Raw genomic sequence first — 18137 nt, 5'->3', positions numbered from 1 at the left:
TTTATCCTTGAATCGCTGCAAAAATTCCTTTTCCTTTGAGTCCAGCACAAGCAACTCACTTAAAAAGCCTTTAACGCGCTTTTTTGACACCTCAAGGTCGAAGTGCTCACTACGTCTCAGCATAGGAAGTAACGTTTGCTTTATCTTGCTCCAATTCAAACTGTCAATTCCGCTTAAATCAAAGGTGGTATCATATTCTTTGCTACTACCCACTGCAAAGTAAAAAAGAAAGCATTTCTTAAGCATAGGCAATTCGCTTTCATCAAAAGTACCGAAATAAATCATATTGTCTATATCATACAAATCCCTCGCAGCCCTCCTGCCAATGAGTGCGTTGATTTTGCTGCCAAATAGTTCTAAAGGAGACAATACCTTTATCGGGAAGCTTCTTTCTAAAAAATCCGTCTGAATAGGCATTTCAATAATTGGCAGAACATGCACCCTCATCGAATAGTTTATCTCCACCTTGATATTATCCTTGTTCCCAGCTGAATTAATGTACCAGAATATCCATGAATCAAGAGAATGTGGATTTTTTCCCTTTTCAAGGTTGAGTGAATAGCCTTGCGTCTGTAAAAAAGTGATTAAATCTTCATTTATCTTTTTTCGATATTCCAGCATTTCTTCTCTTGAAACCGGTTTGCAAAAATCCAAATCGATGTCTACAGAAAGTCTCGGCATATTGAACACAACAAGATTGATGGCTGTACCGCCTTTCAACGCCAGACAATCCTTGTGCAGCGGATTACGATTAATATATTCGAGAATGTCGGCTAATCTGAAAACCTTCTCAAGATTGTCTCTTATAAAGCCGGTTTCTTTTGCTCTTTTATCGAAATAACCTTTATCATATTTATACAAGTTCGTCTCCTCCAGGTTCCGTAAATGCAAACAGGTTTTCTGGTACAAAAAGTCGCCATTTTGAATTGTATACCAAGTTATTGTCGTCTTTGTAGGTCAAGTAGCGTTTACTTTTTACGATATTTTTTTGACAAAACTCAAAAAAGCTGTCTTGAAGCTGAAGAGCCTCTTTAAAATGCTCCAGTATATAACCTGCTTTTTGATACAGAAACTGAATCTCATATATTTTTAGATACTTCATCAACTTTTCACTATCCAAGAAAGTTATTAACCGCAGGCACTGCAAAAGCTCCTCAAGCCCGCCGGCCTTATCCAAATCTTTTATACAGTCTATTACCGTTCTTTCTAAATTTGTCACGCGTACGCCGCGATTGGTGTTATAGGTTTCAACACCCTCCTCTGTTTTTGAGGCAATATAACGGTATGTCATACCGCCAAACTCAAAAGTCTTAAAAACAGAACGCGATGAAACATAAACCTCGAAAAACAGTTGGTGCCCAATCCCATGGAACTCCAATGCGCTATGATGAGAAATATAGGCATCCTTGGTAATGCTGCTTCCTATTTTGAATCTATCGGCAACTGGAGCTTTATTTTCTAAATCATTGCAAACGTAAAGATTTTTCTTAATGCTTGTAACCAGACCTTTTTTCAGGAGTGATCTAACCGCCGAAGCAGCGCTGTTTCTATTGCCATAAAGTGCGTCAACGTCATTGATCGTAAACACCCCAAGCTGTAACAACTTTTCATATGTTTTCATTCATGTCACCTCTCGGTTTAATTTTAATCCATTTATGTTTAATTATCAACATTTTCAAATGTATATTAAACCAGAAAACAAAAAGGTTTATATTTTCAATTAAAGAGTGTAGAAATAAACATTATGGGCATAAAATTAAACATTGTAAAATAAAAAACCGGTCAAGGTATTTTAAAACCTCAACCGGTACTTCTTTTCATTTGTCTAACCATTTGGTCTAAGCATCGGGCATAGCTGTTCATTCTTTTTTTGATATCGAGCTTTACGGCCGGGCCCGTTGGCTTGATAGCCACAACCGTAAACCGTTTTCGGCAAAATAAGCCAACTTTCCAAATAAGTCAAGCTTAACCCTGGCCGGAACTACCTATGCTACCATCGCCACCGATTGACCTTAATTACTAAACAATGCCGCCTTCCAGGCATGATAGGTCGGCACTAGCCGGTCATTGAGCGCTGCCTGAATAGCTGGCGCCTGGCCGCTCGCGGCGATTTTGTCAAATTCATCATACGCCGCCGCGAAGGCGCGAGTCGCCTCGACAATGCGTTGACGGTCGCTGTCTGACGTGACATAATACTCCCAGTTATCCGCCAACGCGGCTACCGCCAGCAAAAAGTCACGAAACAACGGCCAAAAATCTTCCAGGCGCAACTCAGTCAGCTGCTTGTCCATGTGCACCAGCGCCTCGTCGACAGTGGCGATGAGTTCAAGCGCTTTTTGTGTGACTTCGTCGCGTTTTATGTCGGCATCGTGCATAAAACTCACTCCTTTAATCGCGGACAAGGATGACCATATGGGCAGGACTAACCTATCAAATCCCAGCTGACCGGAGTACCACGCATTATGGGTCGGTTTACTTTTTTGCCTATTAACTCATTATAATATTTGGGCGCAAGACCAAGCCCTGGTCGAATGGCTCTGAGATTTTCCGGCGTAAACTCTTCCCCTGCTGCCATGTCTTTGACTACATAAAGCGAACGGCGAAATACCAACGACTTTTTCTCTTTCTCCGTAGGCCCATAGTTTATTTTGCCTAACGCCTGCCAAGCCCGCTTAGTTTCCTCAACCAGTATTTTCATCTCGTCTGGCTCCAGGGAAAATGCGGCGTCTACCCCGCCATCGGCACGCGACAACGTAAAGTGTTTTTCAATTACTGTAGCCCCGAGCGCTACAGCGGCCACTGCCGCCCCTATGCCTAATGTATGGTCGGACAGCCCCACTTCGCAACCAAATAGTTCTCTCATGTGAGGTATAGTCAAAAGATTGGATTCTTCCGGACTTGCCGGATAGGTGCTGGTACATTTAAGTAGTATCAGCTCTTTACAGCCAGCCTCACGCGCTGTCCTTACAGCCTCATCAATCTCTGCTAAAGTCGCCATGCCAGTAGACATGATTATGGGTTTGCCTGTACTCGCAACCTTACGGATGAGCGGTAAATCCACGTTTTCAAATGAAGCAATTTTGTAGCACGGGACGTCGAGGCTCTCCAAAAAGTCCACTGCCGTAGCATCGAACGGCGTACTGAAAGGGACAATACCGAGCTCCCGGCAACGGTCAAAAATCGGCTTGTGCCACTCCCACGGAGTATATGCTTCCTGATACAGTTTATATAAAGATTTTCCCTGCCACAGGCTTTTGTCGTCGCTTATGAAAAACTCACGTTCGCTCAGATCAATTGTCATTGTATCAGCAGTATAGGTCTGCAGCTTAAGAGCGTGAACTCCTGCCTTAGCCGCCGCCTCGACAATGCTCAGCGCTCTTTCAAGCGACTGGTTGTGATTACCGGACATTTCAGCGATAATAAAAGGGGGATAATTTCGGCTTATTGGGAATTTATAAGTTTTTATGTCAAACATATTTACAAGTCCTCACACGCAGGTTAATATTGTTCAATTTCAATTTTGTCATAACTGTAATTGTTTTTGATCTTATACCATTTATCTTTTGTAATCGCCATTCTTGCTACATCATAAAAAATACCATTCTTTAAAATATGTTGTTTTAAAATTCCTTCAACCTCAGAACCAAATTTTTGATGTAATTTTATTACACTCTCGTTAAATGTGAGAACCTCACACCACAATTTATTTAACTTAAGAACATCAAAAACATAGTCATAAATATTGCACTCAATTATAGTACCTAATCCCCGACCACGAAACGAAGTATCTGCTATATAATAAGCCCAGCAACATCTCAAATTATCAGTATCAATATCCGCTAAATTAATTATGCCTACGTCAACCCCATCTACCTCAATTAACCAGTAACGAACCCTTGGATCTTTGCTAATTTTTTTAAACCAGTCTATTTGTTCAGCTAAAGTTAGTTTCGGATCTGTATACATGTATTTAGTAACCTCAGGCAGCATACGCCAATTCATTACTTTTTCCAAGGCACCTTCGTGTAATTTTTTTAACCGTACAACCACTAGTAATCCCCCAATTTATAACAAATATTTTAAACATACTACTTCGTAACCATCATCCGCACTATCTAGCAATTGTTGAGCTAATTTTTCCATCGTTTTTAAACAAATACGGCAGTTTGTCAATTTTCGCACTGCTTGAGTTATGTCCACTATACGTACACTATGGCAAAAACCTAAATTCCATATCACTCCATTTTGGGCTAGTACAGTAAGAACTTCAGCTTGATTATCTGCAATAATTATAGTGATAGTCGGCAGACCCAAATAACACCGTTCCCAAGTAGTCGTTCCCCCGGCCCCAATGGCCAAATCAGCGTTAGCCATCAGTTCAGCCATATTATCTACCTGACAATGCAAAGTCACTTGCGGCATATCCCGGCAGAATGCGGCAATTTCTTCTTTGTGCAGATTTGAGCTTCCTATAACCACGTCCACGGCAATGTCTGGCCGATCAAGCATTTTTATCGCTTTTAGCGCCTTGAGCGTTTCATTGGTTGGATCGCTACCGCCGAAAAAGACCAGTATCCGCCGCACCGTGCCGTCCCGCTGCCTAATGCTCTGACGCGCACGGTAAAACTCCGGTCGCAGCAGCGCATATTTGGGGCCTAACAGTTTTATCGCTCCCGGCGGTACGAGGCCGTCATACCGCTTTTCCATGTTTTCGTATAAATTTTGGTCAAGCAGTAGATCACAGTCATGCGGGCGGTCAGCCAAGTCATCGATTACCATGATTTTTCTGGTATATGGTCGCAGTGTTTTTTCCCATTTCGCATCAATGCCATAATGATCCACCACCAGCCAGTCGACTGGCCGATCAAATCTCTCTCTTAATACTGTCGCCGTGTCCTCAGCGTCCTGCTGCCAGCTTGTCCCCAGCCAGGCAGCATGGAAAACGCGGTCATCAGGATCTGGCTCGTCCTGCCTGTGGGGTAAATAGACGACCTCGTGGCCTTTAGCCCGGACAAGTCCGCCGATATTACCGGCAAAATCCCGGCAGATAAAGAGCGCGCGGCAGCCTTTTTCTTTTAAGGCATCAGCCAATGTCAGGCAACGCATGACATGGCCTGTTCCTATTTCCCTGGATGAGTCGGTGCGAAAGACGATATCCATATATGTCACCTTAGCGGGTTATACTTTCAAAATTTCTTTTGTTCTACATGGGCATTGATAAAGTACCAGTCAGGATGCCTGTCAAATAAGGCAAGAACATCTTCCATTGTAAAGTCTGGCTTATCAGGATAAAGCTCCAAAAGAATTTTTTCTATCAGCCTAAAATCATCAACTGTGTCAACTGTCCAGCGGTGCCGGCTCTGGTCCGTTGTGTAGGCGATATTTTTAAATTTAAAAAGCTCAGGATGGTTATAGATATATGGCGTGACATGTTCCCGTTCCGGCGCCGCTACCGCTTCTTTAAAGGCTCGCTCTAGTGCAACAAAAGAAAATACCTCTGTATCCATTCCCCGGGGGTAAGTCCTAACAAGGGTATTGGCAACGTAGTCGTATCCCTCGCATGCGGTAAATGCTTCAATAACTTGGTCCACAACTACAGGATCAATCAATGGACAATCGGACGTTACTCTAATCACAACATCGGCTCGCGCTTCGCAGGCGGCATAATAATAACGGGATAGTACGTCCTCTTCGGATCCACGATAGCAAAGAACATTGAGTCGTTGGCATAGTTCTGCAATCGGTTCGTCCGCACTATTCACAGTAGTGGCAATTATTATCTCATCCGCTTTTTTAGTTCTCTTTAAGCGCTCAATATGATATTCCAACAGCGGTTTACCCAACACTTCTTTGAGGACTTTGCCGGGCAACCTCGTCGAAGACATGCGCGCTTGGCTAATAATTACTGTTTTCATTTTAACACCTGCTTGAGGGAATCAATCACATATGCCTGTTCTTCTGCGGTTAGCGAATAGTACATTGGCAGGCTAACCGCTTCCTGATAATATTGTTCGGCTATCGGGAAATCTCCCGGCTTGAAGCCAAGCCGCTGGTAATACGGCTGGGTATGGACCGGGATGTAGTGAACATTGACGCCGATCCCGCTCGCCCGCAGCGAGTCAAAAACTTCTCGCCGGGTTTTCTCGGTTTTGCCTACGTCAACCCGCACGACATACAGATGCCAAGCAGATTGGCCGTCCGGGTCCTGCCAGGGCAATATGAGCGGCAAATCGGCCAGCTCCGTATCATACTTCCGGGCGATCTCGATCCTGCACGCGACAAACCGATCAAGTTTAGCCAGCTGGCTTAGCCCCAGGGCAGCCTGAATGTCTGTCATCCGGTAGTTGTAACCTAAAGCCGTTTGTTCGTAATACCAGCTACCATGAGGCTCATTTTCCATCTGTGCCGGATCGCGGATGATACCATGACTGCGGTAAAGCAGCAGCTTCTTGTATAAGTCTTCGCGGTTTGTTAGGACCATTCCGCCTTCGCCAGTAGTGATAATCTTTACGGGATGGAAACTAAAGACCACCATGTCCGAATAAGCGCAACAACCGATGGGACGGCCCTTGTATCTGCCGCCGATGGCATGAGAAGCATCCTCGATAACGGTAATACCATATTGTTTAGCCATTGTCCCAATTTCGTCCATACGACATGACTGGCCGGCAAAATGTACGGGGATAATGACTTTGGGTAATTTTCCTTTCTTTGCCGCCTTACAGAGCTTATCTGCTAACCTTTCCGCACTCATGTTATAGGTGCGTTCGTCAATGTCAACAAAGTCGACATCCGCCCCGCAGTACCGGGCGCAGTTAGCCGAAGCGACAAAGGTGTTCGGCGAAGTGCATAATACATCGCCCGGCCCGAGTCCTGCAGCCAAACAAGCAATGTGCAAGGCTGAGGTTGCACTGTTTACTGCAACGGCATATTTAACGCCACAGTAAGCGGCTACCGCTTTTTCAAACCGTTCAATTATCGGCCCCTGAGTAAGAAAGTCTGAACGCAGGATGTCGGCTACAGCCTGGACGTCTATTTCGTCCACCGTTTGCCGAGCATAGGGAATGGTTTTCATTTTAGCAGCTCCCTTATTTCTTCTACTGTGAGAAAGTGCGGATTGGTACCGGAATTATATTCAAATTCCTGGGGCACAGGCCATCCGTGCTCGCCTAGTGGGTTTACTGTATAGTCGACAGGGGTTTGGAAAGTAATGGACGGTTTTATTACATAATGGTCGTCAAATTCAAGTGTCAGATGGGAATCGTCTGCCGGACACATTACTTCGTGCAGCTTTTCGCCTGGGCGGATACCGATTATTTTGTGGGGCAGCCCGGGCGCTATAGCCTCTGCCAGATCAACGATACGGCTGGATGGAATTTTGGGAACGAATATTTCACCGCCCTGCATTCTCTCAAATGATTTTAAGACAAAGTCTACGCCCTGCTGCAGGGTTATCCAGAACCGGGTCATGCGCACGTCTGTTATTGGTAGTTCTTGCGCTCCTTGGGCAACCAGTTTTTTAAACAGCGGAACAACAGAGCCGCGCGACCCAACAACATTACCGTAGCGTACCACAGCAAATCGGGTTTTCTGGCTACCTACAATATTGTTAGCAGCAACGAAAAGCTTGTCCGAACAAAGCTTAGTAGCACCATATAAATTTATTGGATTTGCCGCTTTATCGGTAGACAAAGCAATGATTTTTTTTACGTTATTGGCGATGGCCGCCTTGATGACATTTTCCGCACCGTGAATGTTGGTTTTAATGCACTCCATGGGATTATATTCAGCGGCTGGTACTTGTTTTAAGGCCGCGGCATGGACGACATAATCGACCCCGCGCATGGCTTGGATAAGGCGCTCACCGTCACGCACGTCACCAATAAAAAAGCGTAATGCCTCGTGGCAAAATTCCTGTTGCATTTCATATTGCTTTAATTCGTCGCGTGAATATACGATAAGGCGGCGAGGATTGTATCGTGCCAAAACTGTACGGACAAACTGGCGGCCGAATGACCCGGTGCCGCCAGTGATTAATATGGTTTTACCACTAAACATTGTAAATAACAACTCCATACTTAAACTTATCTAACATAAATCCCAAGGATAATTTTCCTGAATAACCTGGGCTATTAACCAAGTCGTAGCACTAAACATTTCACAAAATTCTATTTGTATCCGCAGATTTTCTTTTAGACTTTCTAAACTCCCATCATCCGGTATTAAATAAAATTTTTGGGAAATATTTACCAAAGGTCCCTGCAAATTATGGTACAACAATAAATCTTCAGGGATGCACCTATAGTAAATATCTGTTTTTTGCATAGTATCATAAATATGATTTACACCATATTTTTTTACATAAAAATCCCATTGTCCTTGTATATCTTTTAGCTTTTTGAGATGCTGTGTTGATTCATCACTTAAATTCTCAAGATGTTGAATATATTCATTCATATACTTGCAAACATTATCCCAATCTATGCGATATTTAGGCGCATTCTCAAAAACAGAAAAAACATCTATCGCTCTAGTACAATATCTATCAATAACTTCATTTAACGGCTCTTGTACAGTCCCTTTAATCCTTGCACCGCCCTCAGTGGCGTTAATGACATCAACTTTGGTCAATTCAATTATTTTTTCAAACATTAACTTAAAATCCAACCATATTTTATTTGTCTTTACTTCTTCTCCATAATATCCTTCTACTGTCGTTATAACTTTTTGTTCCGGCATAGGTTTATCATCATATGCCGTGCCGGCAGCGTGCGTCTTAGACATATCCCGGCCATAAGCCAAATCCTGGCCAACCAGCACTATTGGTGAGGCCCCCAGATGCAAAGCAAAACCCATCGCTATATGGGCGCACGACGCTCCCATCCATATAGCGCTATCATCAGATAATCCCAATACTTTACTTAACCACCTATACTCATTGACAGACTGACGCATAGGTAAAATGACACGGCCAGCAAACGCATTAATTAATTCCGGCTGGACTAAAGGAGGAGCTACCAAATAGCTTTGACTATAATAAGGAGGTTTATCCTGGAAGAAATACTCCCATACTTTAATTCGTTCCACACTGCTAATAACATGAGGATAAATGCCATTGTTAACAAGTTTTTCGGCGATTGTATCTACTGCAATTATTAACCCCTGGTTTCCAATCTCTTTCAAATAATTTATATTCTTATCTAAAGACGGACCAGCTGCGACAATAAACGCCGGGCAACCTTTTAAACTGTTTTTCAATACTGCAACGTCCGGCGACAGCCGCAATGAAGCCAAGTTTTGCATGTTATTGATAAGACCGATCAACGAGTCATGAATTGAATTGCCGATTTTAAAATACTTATGACTAATTGCCTGTCGTATTTCAACAATATATTCTTTAACGAGATTAAGGTCGCGTTGCCTATAAAAAGAATTAAAATAAAAGAACGGTCTTCTCATCAACAAGAATATTTTGCTTGAAGCTAACATTTCAACAAAATTTATAATTTTAGCTGGTTCTGCTGCAAAGACTACATAGTTTAGATTATCCAATTCAGCAAAATCTTCATTATTTAATGCATATTGCAAAAGAGAAAGGTTGGGCTCTATCAATACAAATAACGACTCGGGATGAGCATGGCTGGCAACATCAACAATCTCTTTTAGTGATGCCAGACCAAAGAAAAATATTATCTGCTTTAAGTTTTTATCAGGAAGACTGGAACTGTCGATTTTTCCGGAAATTGATACCGGATTTTTTTGGTGATCCCAAAACCACTTTACCCCCTCATCATCGGTGCCCACATAGGTTAAAACAGTTTCGTTAAGCTGGCGATCTAAATCCAGCAGGTGTATGCCTCTGGATTCTAAAATTTGTAAATTTTTATCAAATAAATTCATATGTCCGCCCCTGTCTACAAGTCAATTTAGCAGAAATGCCCTCACTTGGCGCGAGGGCATTTCTTGTTGTAGCTGTATTAACGAAAAATGTTTTACCGCAACAGCTGGAGAACTCCCTGCGGCTGCTGGTTGGCCTGAGCCAGCATGGCTTGCGCCGCTTGGGCAAGGATGCTGTTTTTCTGGAAGTTCATCATTTCTTTGGCCATATCGACATCACGAATGCGAGACTCAGCAGCAGTCAGGTTTTCACTGGAAGTACTGAGGTTGTTAATGGTGTGTTCGAGACGGTTCTGGAAAGCACCCAACTTGGATCTTTCAGCAGATACAAGCTCGATGGCGTTATTGATGCTGGTAACTGCCGCCGTAGCGTTCTGGTACGTAGTAACATCAAGCGCATCACTACCGTTGCGCACGCCAAGATCCGCAGCTTTCATGCTATTTATGCCGATGAGGATATTCTGCCCGCTATTGGCGCCAATTTGCATGGATAGCGCCGTGCTGGCATCAGTTTTTTCCGATTCATATTTACGCACACTGATCGTGATGCTTTCGCCGACCTTCATGCTGCGCAGATTGCCAGTTATATTGATATTGAAGCTACCACCTATGTCAATAGTCGAGAGTGCAGTTCCTGTTAGGCTAGCACTAATTCCATTCGGATCACCAATTGCAAATTCACCAACTGATGCTACAGAGCCTTCTTTTACGCGCGTGATAATAATTGTACCAGTAACGTCAATGGCAGACCCATTAAGACTAAGAGTGCTATTAGTAAACTGTAAATTTGCAGTAGTATTCAGTTGAGCGGTAACTGAGCCCTTAATCGCGTCACGCAAACCAACTTTGCTGCCATCAAGCAGCTTTTGGGTGTTAAACTCTGTAGTGTTAGCGATGCGGTCAATTTCATCGGTCAGCTGATTAATTTCTTTTTGAATCTCGTTACGGTCGGTTGCAGTATTGGTATCATTGGCTGCCTGTACAGCCAATTCGCGCATGCGCTGGAGAATAGAGTGAGTTTCATTGAGAGCACCTTCTGCTGTCTGGATAAGCGAAATGCTGTCCTGGGCGTTACGAGTCGCCTGGTCAAGGCCACGGATTTGACCGCGCATCTTTTCGCTGATAGCCAAACCAGCCGCGTCGTCGCCAGCGCGGTTGATGCGCAGGCCGCTAGAGAGTTTTTCCAAGGCTTTGGATGTGTTGGTGTTGTTAGCGCTCAGACGGTTATAAGTATTGAGCGCCGCCATGTTGTGGTTGATAATCATACCGTATTTCTCCTCCTTGATTATTCCCGCGGGCGTCCGTGCCCGCATATATTTCGCGCCAAACCCCGCGGGGTCCGGCCGTCGGCCGCCCGGCCGGAGTTTGGGGGGGGGTTGTGCGCTTTCATTTTATATATCGTAAACAAGCGGTGTGGGTTTAATGGGCGTTTTGGGCGATAAAGCGGGATTATATAGTTTTTTTGCTGGTTTTCTTGGTTTTGCGGTTGTTTTAGGCTGGGTTTTGTTAAAGTATGAGGTATGAAGTATGAGGTATGAGGCAGGAAGAAAGGGGAAATCGGTTCAACTTCCCTCTTCCCAGGGAACTATTCCTCATCCTCGCCGTCGGCGTCCGGCTCAAGATCGGCGAAGACGGCGGCGAGGTCGATGATGCAATCGGGGAAGATGCCGACCGGGACCTGGTCGTTCTCGGCGTAGACGTCGGGCCGGCCGTAGCGGCCGCCCGCCAGCGTAAAGACGGTGACCAGCTTAACCTCTGGCTCGACGATCCAGTACTCCCGGACGCCAGAGCGCTCGTACAGCAGGAATTTGTCCCGCTTGTCTTTGCTGGCCGTAGCAGGTGACACGACTTCGACAATGAGGTCCGGCGCGCCGCGCAAACCGCGCGGGTCGAGTTTTTTCCGGTCGCACACCACGACAATGTCCGGCTGGACGACGGTGTCAATGTCCTCGTCCTTTTCGCCGCCCTTCGGCAGGCGGACGTCAAAGGGTGCCACATACACTTGACAGGGCCCGCCGTTTGTTTTTATGTAGTTGGCGATTTGGCGGTAGATTTCCCCGGTTACCGCCTGATGCCGCCGTGACGGCGCCGGCGTCATGCTATACGGTACGCCGCCAATTAGCTCCCACCGCTCATCGTCCGGCCAGGCAAGGTAGTCGCCATAGGTATACTTTTGGTCGGGGTTACGGACTAAAGCAGACATTTATTCACCCCTCCAGCGTTTTATATCCGTATTTCCAGTATTGCTAAAAGCCCTGGCTTCTAATCCATTCTGATTTCGCAGCGGCATAGCCGTCTCGGTCATCAGCATATTCTTCCGCCAAACGCTGCTTTAACCTGGCATATTCTTGAGCCTTTGCCGGTTCTTTACGCAAAAAGTCCCGGAATAATAAGATTTCTCGCCAGGCAACACTACCCCATGCTGTGACATGAACATGATGAGTAGTATTTTCTTTAGGGCCTTTAACAAAAAAATATTTGCCTTTAGCTCTCCCCTCGCCTAAATAAAAATACCCCAGTTGAGCGAGAATGTCTATTGCTTCATCCAGATAGCTGATGTCAACCAGGGCAATAGCTATGTCAATTATTGGCTTGCTGGGCATGCCTTCAACTGCCGTACTCCCTACATGCTGAATATCCTTACATAAATAGCCGAGAACCTGTTGCAAAAGTGTTTGCTCTTGTTTGTAATAAAGAACCCAATCCGGATCATAAGGGACAATTGAAACTTTTTTATAATGCAGCCCCAATTTCACATTCATTTTCCTTTTTTTCTTTATTGTCAACATAAATTTCTATTCGGCAGCAAACACAGCCGCAAGGTCGACGGTCAAACCATTTACGGCGAAGGCGGCAAGAGTATCATCAGCGGTATACACGTCCGGCTTGCCGTAGCGGCCGTCTGCGTCCAGCCGGTAGATAGTGACTACTTTATCGCCAGGCAGTACCAGCCAGTATTCTTTTACCCCGTGACGTTCATAGAGATTGAGCTTTTCCACCATGTCCCGGCGAATAGTATGGGGAGATGCAATTTCCACGACCAAATCCGGCGCGCCCCTCAAGCCCTTGTCGTCCAGTTTGGTCGGGTCGCACACCACCACGATGTCCGGCTGGACGACAGTGTCGATATCCTCGTCCGCTTCCTCGCCCTTGGGCAGACGCACGTCGAAGGGAGCGGTGTATACTTTGCAGGGACCGCCGCTTTCCTTGATAAAGTTGGCAATTTGACGGGACAGTTCGATAATCATCGCCTGGTGCCGCCGCGACGGGGCCGGCGTCATGCTATACGGTACGCCGCCAATTAGCTCCCACCGCTCGTCGTCCGGCCACTTACAATAGTCGCCATAAGTATATTTCACGTTAGTTTTGCGGGGCAGACCGGTCATTATCCCACCTCCGGCTGGATTTATTTATATTATACCGCGGCAGCTACTTCAACAAGCGTTAAACCGCTAAGAACGCAAAGAACGCAAAGGGCTACGCGCGCGACAGTTGTCGCGCGAGATAGTTCAAAAACTTACTTTTCATACTTTGTGATGCCAATTTATTGGCATGATTATCTTAGCGGTTCTATCCGTTCTCCCCGCCTCCGCGTCCTCCGCGGTTAAAAGCAAAATCCAGCTCCGCCGGGACGGCGGCGGCTTTGTTTTCGGCGGCGATGGCGTCGTAGAGTTCGCCGCGCCACACTTTCACGTCGCGCGGGGCGTCGATGGCGAGGCGGACGCTGTCGCCCTTGACGTCAACGACGGTGACGGTTATGTTATCGCCGATGACGATGCGCTCGCCGCACTTTCTGGTCAGGGCCAGCATGGCTATTTACCCCCTTGGGCGGCCGCCGGCTTGTCCGGAAACAGCCGGTGACGGGTGGTATAGCCGACCTTCTCGAGGACGACCTGGGCGCCCAGCCGGTCGAGGCGATTGATTACGACCGGGGCAAGCAGATTGGCCGTGGCGTCGCTTAAGCTCGTCCGCACGGTGACAATGCTGAGCACCAGCGGCGGGTTGTCGGCCGCCAGCTTGAGCGCCGCCGTCGTGGCATCATCGAGTTCAAACTGATAGTCGGGGAAAAACGCGAACGGCTCGACCACCAGAAAAGTCAAATCCGGGTCGGCCGCCGACTGCAGAAAAGCAAACGGACTGTCCGGCTGATGCGGCAGCAGGGCGAAGGCCTTTTCGCTGGGAAAGCCGGGCAGCCCCTGGGGAAAGGCAATGATCTGTTCGTCCGGGACGTCCAGTTCGCCGAAACGGGTACTTTTAATCAGCACGCGCACGCGCTCCTTTCATAGATAAAATTTAACCGCTAAGGACGCGAAGGACGCAAAGGGTTACGAAAGACGTAAAACCGCAAAAGACACAAAGAACGCAAAGGGCTACGCGCGCGACATCCGTCGCGCGAGATAGTTCATAAACTTGCTTTTCAGGCCTTTGCGGTGCCAATTTATTGGCATGAATATCTTCGCGGTTTCACACATACACATCATATTTATTTTCCGTGACCCACATCTTGATGCTCGGGTAGCGGGCGACGCGCACGTCCACCTTGCCCGGGGTGTACTCGCCTTCCACCTTGCCGGGCACATAGGTCGCGTTCACGCGGCCGCTCTGTACGTCGATTTCAACCGGCCGGGCGGTGTATCGGATAATGGGCGGCTCAACATACGCCCAGGTAATGTCCGGCGGCGGGGGGAAATTGCTCTCGGTCGCCATGTTGACGATAGCGTCCTCGCCAGTCTCGATGGCCGCCATCCGGTCGCCCTCCGCGGCGATGCGGCCGACCGTTTCCAAGGCGGTACGGCGCCCCTCTTCGGCGTTTACGCGTGCAAACTCGCTCACGCCATAGATACCCCGCGACGCGCGGCACGGCGCCTGGTCGATATACAGCTCGCCCTTCGGCTGGCGAATTTCCACCCGGGCCGCCTCCGTAGCCATTTCCAGCCTGGCCGGCGTGGTCTTAAGATTAAGCGCGGCCGCATAGCTGGTCATCTCCAGCAACGCCGGCTGACTCCGAATATTTAAATACAGCATAAGCCTCCCACCACCAACGCTTAGAAGTAATTTAACCGTCTAATAATTTAACCACAAAGGACGCTAAGAACGCAAAGGGTTACCGGGCGCGACATCTGTCGCGCCCAATACTTCGTGCAACTTCGCGTTACTTTGCGTACTTCGCGGTTGATCCCTTCGTTCTTCCACGTCCTTTGCGGTTAAAACTTTAAACTTTCCCTACTTCAAAAAATCCACCAGCGACGCCGGCATGATGCGGGCGCCGACGGCTAACGCCGAGCGGTAGACGTTCTCGCTGGTCTTGAAGTCGATAATCGCCTTGGGCATATCGAGGTCCTCGTTGGCCGAGATGTCGCCGGTGATGGTGACATTATCCTGCTCCAGCATGTTTTGCGCCATTTCGTACATCGACATGCGGGTGCCGATTTTCGTCTGGGCACGGAGAATTTGATTGTGGATATCGTCAATCCAGGCCAGGCCCTCTGCCTCGGTCGCCGGCGGCACGATTTCGCCCGACAGCCATTTTAAATCAGGGTTAGGCTTTTCCAGCTCAGCCTTGATCTTCAAGAGCTGGTCAAAAGCCTTGGCGATATAAATCGTCTGGCCATTTTCCGTCACCGACTTAAGCCCGAATACGTCCTCACCTGTCACGTTGACCGCGTCCTGCTGTGGCTGGACATTGCCCGGATAAATGCGCATCGAGATCGCGTTGGTATCGCCGCTATACACCACCGCCTCGTATTCGTCTCCGGCCACGCTCGGATCAGGGTCCACCATCCGCCGCTCGAACGGCGTGGTCTTATCCTTTTGCCCGGCAAAAATATAGCGGTCGCCGATTTTAGTATTGCCGACTTGCACGGCATGGTCGATAAGACCGTTGATTTCCTGGGCAATGGCTTGGAACGCCTCGGTCGGGTTAGGCCCGACCGCCCGCACGACCAGTTCTTTCGCCCGGATCACGATCGAGCTCAAGTCGCTCAGGGCGCCGTCGGTCGTCTCCAGCCAGGACATGGCGTCCTTGACGTTCTGCGTAAACTGCTCGTTCATGGCTAGATTGGTATTGAACCGCAGGCTGCGGATGGTCTTGATGGGGTCGTCGGAAGGCCGGTGCACGGCCTTGCCGTCAGCCAGCTGCTCCTGGATCTCGTTCTGCCGTTCCAGGGCCTTATTAAGACTGTTGAGAAAGTTATAAGTGATGATGTTGTTGGTTATGCGCACAAGCCGTCACCTCCTAGCGGCCGACAACGCCGGTGCTGTTAATCAATTTGTCCAGCATCTCGTCAATGGTGGTAATTACGCGGGCGGCGGCGTTGTAGCCTTTCTGGTAGCGGATCATATTGGTCATCTCCTCGTCCATGTTAACCCCGGCCACCGACTCGCGCCAGTTGCGGATCTGGCTCACCAGCGTCTTTTGGTTTTCCGCCAGCCGCTTCGCATCCTGGGACTGGACGCCAAGTTTGCCAATGAACGAATTATAAAAGCTGTCCAGCGTAGCGTTGCCTAGCGTCGGCGACACAACCGTCTTGAGCAGGTTGCTTAAGGCGACGGCATGGTCGCCGCTGGCTACGCCCAGCGTCGCCGCCGAGCGGGCCGCGATTTTGGCGGTATCGACAATGGTCGAACCGGTAAAGGCGCTTAAGTATTCCGCTTTGGTCGCAGGGCTCGCGCCACCGGTGACAAAAAACTCATTACCGGTGTCACTGTCGGCTAAGCCGTAGCCCGCTTGGTGCAGGTTGTTAAAGTCGGTCAGGAAGAACTGGCTCATGGTCGCCAGTTTGTCGAGATAACCTTTTACCCCGGTTAAATCGCGCATCGCCAAAAGACCTTTGATCTCACCCTTGTTGCCTTCGGGCAGCTCAACCGGCAGCCCGCCGGTCATAAAGCGGCTGCCCGGCGCCACCGTCCCGCCGTATACGACGTTGAGCACTTCGTAGCCGTAGTCAGCGTCTATTTGCGAGACAACACCCAGCTGGTTGCGGACGTTGCCGTCCACCAGCATGACGTTGCCCGTCCTGACAATATAATTGCCGTACTTGTCCTCGGTCACCGTCACTCCCACCAGCGTCGACAGCTGGTCCACAAGCACGTCGCGGCGGTCGCGCAGGTCGTTGGCATGGTCGCGGCCGCCGGTTTCCACCAGGGCGATCTGTTTATTGAGCGATAAAATTTCCGACGTAATCTGATTGACCTTGTTGACTTTGATCTCCACTACCGAGTTGATGTCGGCTACCATATCCTTAAGCTGCTGGGCGGCATGACCGATGGCGTCGCGCAGTTCCACGCCGCGCTGCTGCAGGGCGGCGCGGGCGCCATCGTCCGAGGCGTTGGTGGACAGCGTCTGCCAGGCCTGCCAAAAATTATTCAGCACCGTCTGCAGTCCATATTCCGACGGCTCGCGGAAAACGCCCTCGATCTTGCCGAGGATTTCCGTTGCCGTTTCCCCATAGCCAAGCGACGAGTTTTCCTGCCAAAACTGGCGGTCAAGAAAGGTGTCCCGGGCCCGTACCACCGACTCTACGGCCGCGCCTGTTCCCATCTGCATCGGCCCGTACTCGCCGTAAACCGTCTCCGGCCGGGTCGAAACAATTGACGCCACCTGGCGCGAATAGCCCTCGGTATTTGCGTTGCTGATATTATGGCCGACTGTATCTAGGCCGGTTTGGTTGACATAAATGCCGCGGGTTAATGCGTTTAAGCCACTAAAAGTAGAACGCATGCGTCGTCGACTCTCCCATTATACTTTATACTTTTGTGTCCAAGATCGTCCGGCGCGCCGCCGGCTGTCCGGCGCCTTGGGGCGGGGTATATGTGGGCCCGGCCGCGGCCTGCGTCAGGACGTTGATGTTATATTGAATATATTTCAGCGCCTGCTCAATAAGCTGGGTGTTGAGCTGATTAAGCGGTGCCAATCGTTCGAGCGCGGCGCGCAGTTCGCCGCCGAGCGCGACAATCCGTTCGGAGGCCTGGCCGTCGGCCAGTTCGCCGACCTTGGCCAGCGTGAGGTCCTCCGGTGACAGGCCATGAGCGGCGGCAATGCGGCCAATAAGGCTCGCGCGTAGCGACTCCAGTTTGCCGGCCTGAATAATGAGCAGTTCTTCCTGGCGGGTGATGGCCTCCAACGCCGGCGCATTACCGGCCACCAGCACGGCGCGCTTTTCTTCCGCCAACCGCACCAGGGCCTGGTACAGCGCCACCATCTCACTCAATACGGCGATAAGTTGTTCCCACATAATTCA

The 18137-nt window shown here is 48.5% G+C and carries 20 protein-coding genes; all 20 read right to left on the bottom strand.

The annotated features are described in order from the left end of the window. The coding region (locus BLQ99_RS13625; RefSeq protein WP_093691906.1) for a nucleotidyl transferase AbiEii/AbiGii toxin family protein at positions 1 to 861 on the bottom strand (861 nt) is incomplete at its 3' end. Continuing rightward, positions 854 to 1621, bottom strand: a complete 768-nt coding sequence (locus tag BLQ99_RS13620) for a type IV toxin-antitoxin system AbiEi family antitoxin domain-containing protein (RefSeq protein ID WP_093691904.1) — start codon at positions 1619 to 1621, stop codon at positions 854 to 856. The genes BLQ99_RS13625 and BLQ99_RS13620, both read right to left, overlap by 8 nt. Before the next feature lie 391 nt (positions 1622 to 2012). Continuing rightward, positions 2013 to 2375: a DUF8042 domain-containing protein gene (locus BLQ99_RS13615; protein WP_093691902.1), complete on the bottom strand. Its 363-nt coding sequence runs from the start codon at positions 2373 to 2375 to the stop codon at positions 2013 to 2015. 47 nt (positions 2376 to 2422) lie between these two features. After that, positions 2423 to 3475 (bottom strand): pseudaminic acid synthase, encoded by a 1053-nt coding sequence (gene pseI / locus BLQ99_RS13610; protein WP_093691900.1) that lies wholly within the window; start codon positions 3473 to 3475, stop codon positions 2423 to 2425. Between the two features lie 23 nt (positions 3476 to 3498). Continuing rightward, positions 3499 to 4050, bottom strand: a complete 552-nt coding sequence (pseH, locus tag BLQ99_RS13605; protein WP_093691898.1) for a UDP-4-amino-4,6-dideoxy-N-acetyl-beta-L-altrosamine N-acetyltransferase — start codon at positions 4048 to 4050, stop codon at positions 3499 to 3501. Positions 4051 to 4065: 15 nt separating this feature from the next. Next, complete coding sequence (pseG, locus tag BLQ99_RS13600; RefSeq protein ID WP_093691896.1) at positions 4066 to 5160, bottom strand: UDP-2,4-diacetamido-2,4,6-trideoxy-beta-L-altropyranose hydrolase; 1095 nt, start codon at positions 5158 to 5160, stop codon at positions 4066 to 4068. A gap of 26 nt (positions 5161 to 5186) precedes the next feature. Further along, positions 5187 to 5915, bottom strand: a complete 729-nt coding sequence (locus BLQ99_RS13595) for a cytidylyltransferase domain-containing protein (protein ID WP_093691894.1) — start codon at positions 5913 to 5915, stop codon at positions 5187 to 5189. After that, positions 5912 to 7075: a UDP-4-amino-4,6-dideoxy-N-acetyl-beta-L-altrosamine transaminase gene (pseC, locus tag BLQ99_RS13590; RefSeq protein WP_093691892.1), complete on the bottom strand. Its 1164-nt coding sequence runs from the start codon at positions 7073 to 7075 to the stop codon at positions 5912 to 5914. Before pseC ends, BLQ99_RS13595 begins: the two co-directional genes overlap by 4 nt. Next, a complete protein-coding gene (pseB, locus tag BLQ99_RS13585; RefSeq protein WP_093691890.1) occupies positions 7072 to 8058 on the bottom strand; it encodes a UDP-N-acetylglucosamine 4,6-dehydratase (inverting) in 987 nt (328 codons plus the stop codon). Before pseB ends, pseC begins: the two co-directional genes overlap by 4 nt. A gap of 30 nt (positions 8059 to 8088) precedes the next feature. Next, positions 8089 to 9900, bottom strand: a complete 1812-nt coding sequence (locus BLQ99_RS13580) for a motility associated factor glycosyltransferase family protein (RefSeq protein WP_093691888.1) — start codon at positions 9898 to 9900, stop codon at positions 8089 to 8091. A 92-nt stretch (positions 9901 to 9992) separates the two neighbouring features. Then, positions 9993 to 11162: a flagellin N-terminal helical domain-containing protein gene (locus BLQ99_RS15335; protein WP_093691886.1), complete on the bottom strand. Its 1170-nt coding sequence runs from the start codon at positions 11160 to 11162 to the stop codon at positions 9993 to 9995. A gap of 320 nt (positions 11163 to 11482) precedes the next feature. Then, a complete protein-coding gene (locus BLQ99_RS13570; protein ID WP_093691884.1) occupies positions 11483 to 12100 on the bottom strand; it encodes a Uma2 family endonuclease in 618 nt (205 codons plus the stop codon). A gap of 43 nt (positions 12101 to 12143) precedes the next feature. Continuing rightward, entirely contained in the window at positions 12144 to 12653 is a 510-nt protein-coding gene (locus tag BLQ99_RS13565; protein ID WP_171904695.1) for a GrpB family protein, read from the bottom strand. A 39-nt stretch (positions 12654 to 12692) separates the two neighbouring features. Continuing rightward, complete coding sequence (locus BLQ99_RS13560) at positions 12693 to 13283, bottom strand: Uma2 family endonuclease (RefSeq protein WP_093691880.1); 591 nt, start codon at positions 13281 to 13283, stop codon at positions 12693 to 12695. A gap of 184 nt (positions 13284 to 13467) precedes the next feature. Next, positions 13468 to 13707 (bottom strand): carbon storage regulator CsrA, encoded by a 240-nt coding sequence (csrA, locus tag BLQ99_RS13555; protein WP_093691878.1) that lies wholly within the window; start codon positions 13705 to 13707, stop codon positions 13468 to 13470. A 2-nt stretch (positions 13708 to 13709) separates the two neighbouring features. Continuing rightward, positions 13710 to 14162, bottom strand: a complete 453-nt coding sequence (gene fliW, locus BLQ99_RS13550; protein ID WP_093691876.1) for a flagellar assembly protein FliW — start codon at positions 14160 to 14162, stop codon at positions 13710 to 13712. A gap of 199 nt (positions 14163 to 14361) precedes the next feature. Further along, entirely contained in the window at positions 14362 to 14922 is a 561-nt protein-coding gene (locus BLQ99_RS13545) for a DUF6470 family protein (protein WP_093691874.1), read from the bottom strand. Between the two features lie 198 nt (positions 14923 to 15120). After that, on the bottom strand, positions 15121 to 16119 hold the full coding sequence (gene flgL, locus BLQ99_RS13540; RefSeq protein ID WP_093691872.1) for a flagellar hook-associated protein FlgL: 999 nt from the start codon (positions 16117 to 16119) through the stop codon (positions 15121 to 15123). Positions 16120 to 16132: 13 nt separating this feature from the next. Next, a complete protein-coding gene (gene flgK / locus BLQ99_RS13535) occupies positions 16133 to 17617 on the bottom strand; it encodes a flagellar hook-associated protein FlgK (protein ID WP_093691870.1) in 1485 nt (494 codons plus the stop codon). A gap of 25 nt (positions 17618 to 17642) precedes the next feature. Further along, a complete protein-coding gene (locus BLQ99_RS13530; protein WP_093691868.1) occupies positions 17643 to 18131 on the bottom strand; it encodes a flagellar protein FlgN in 489 nt (162 codons plus the stop codon). Positions 18132 to 18137 lie beyond the last annotated feature (6 nt).

Source organism: Sporolituus thermophilus DSM 23256, assembly GCF_900102435.1.
In the GTDB taxonomy this organism is placed as follows: Bacteria; Bacillota; Negativicutes; order Sporomusales; family Thermosinaceae; genus Thermosinus; species Thermosinus thermophilus.
This window is presented reverse-complemented; position numbering and strand designations above follow the sequence as displayed.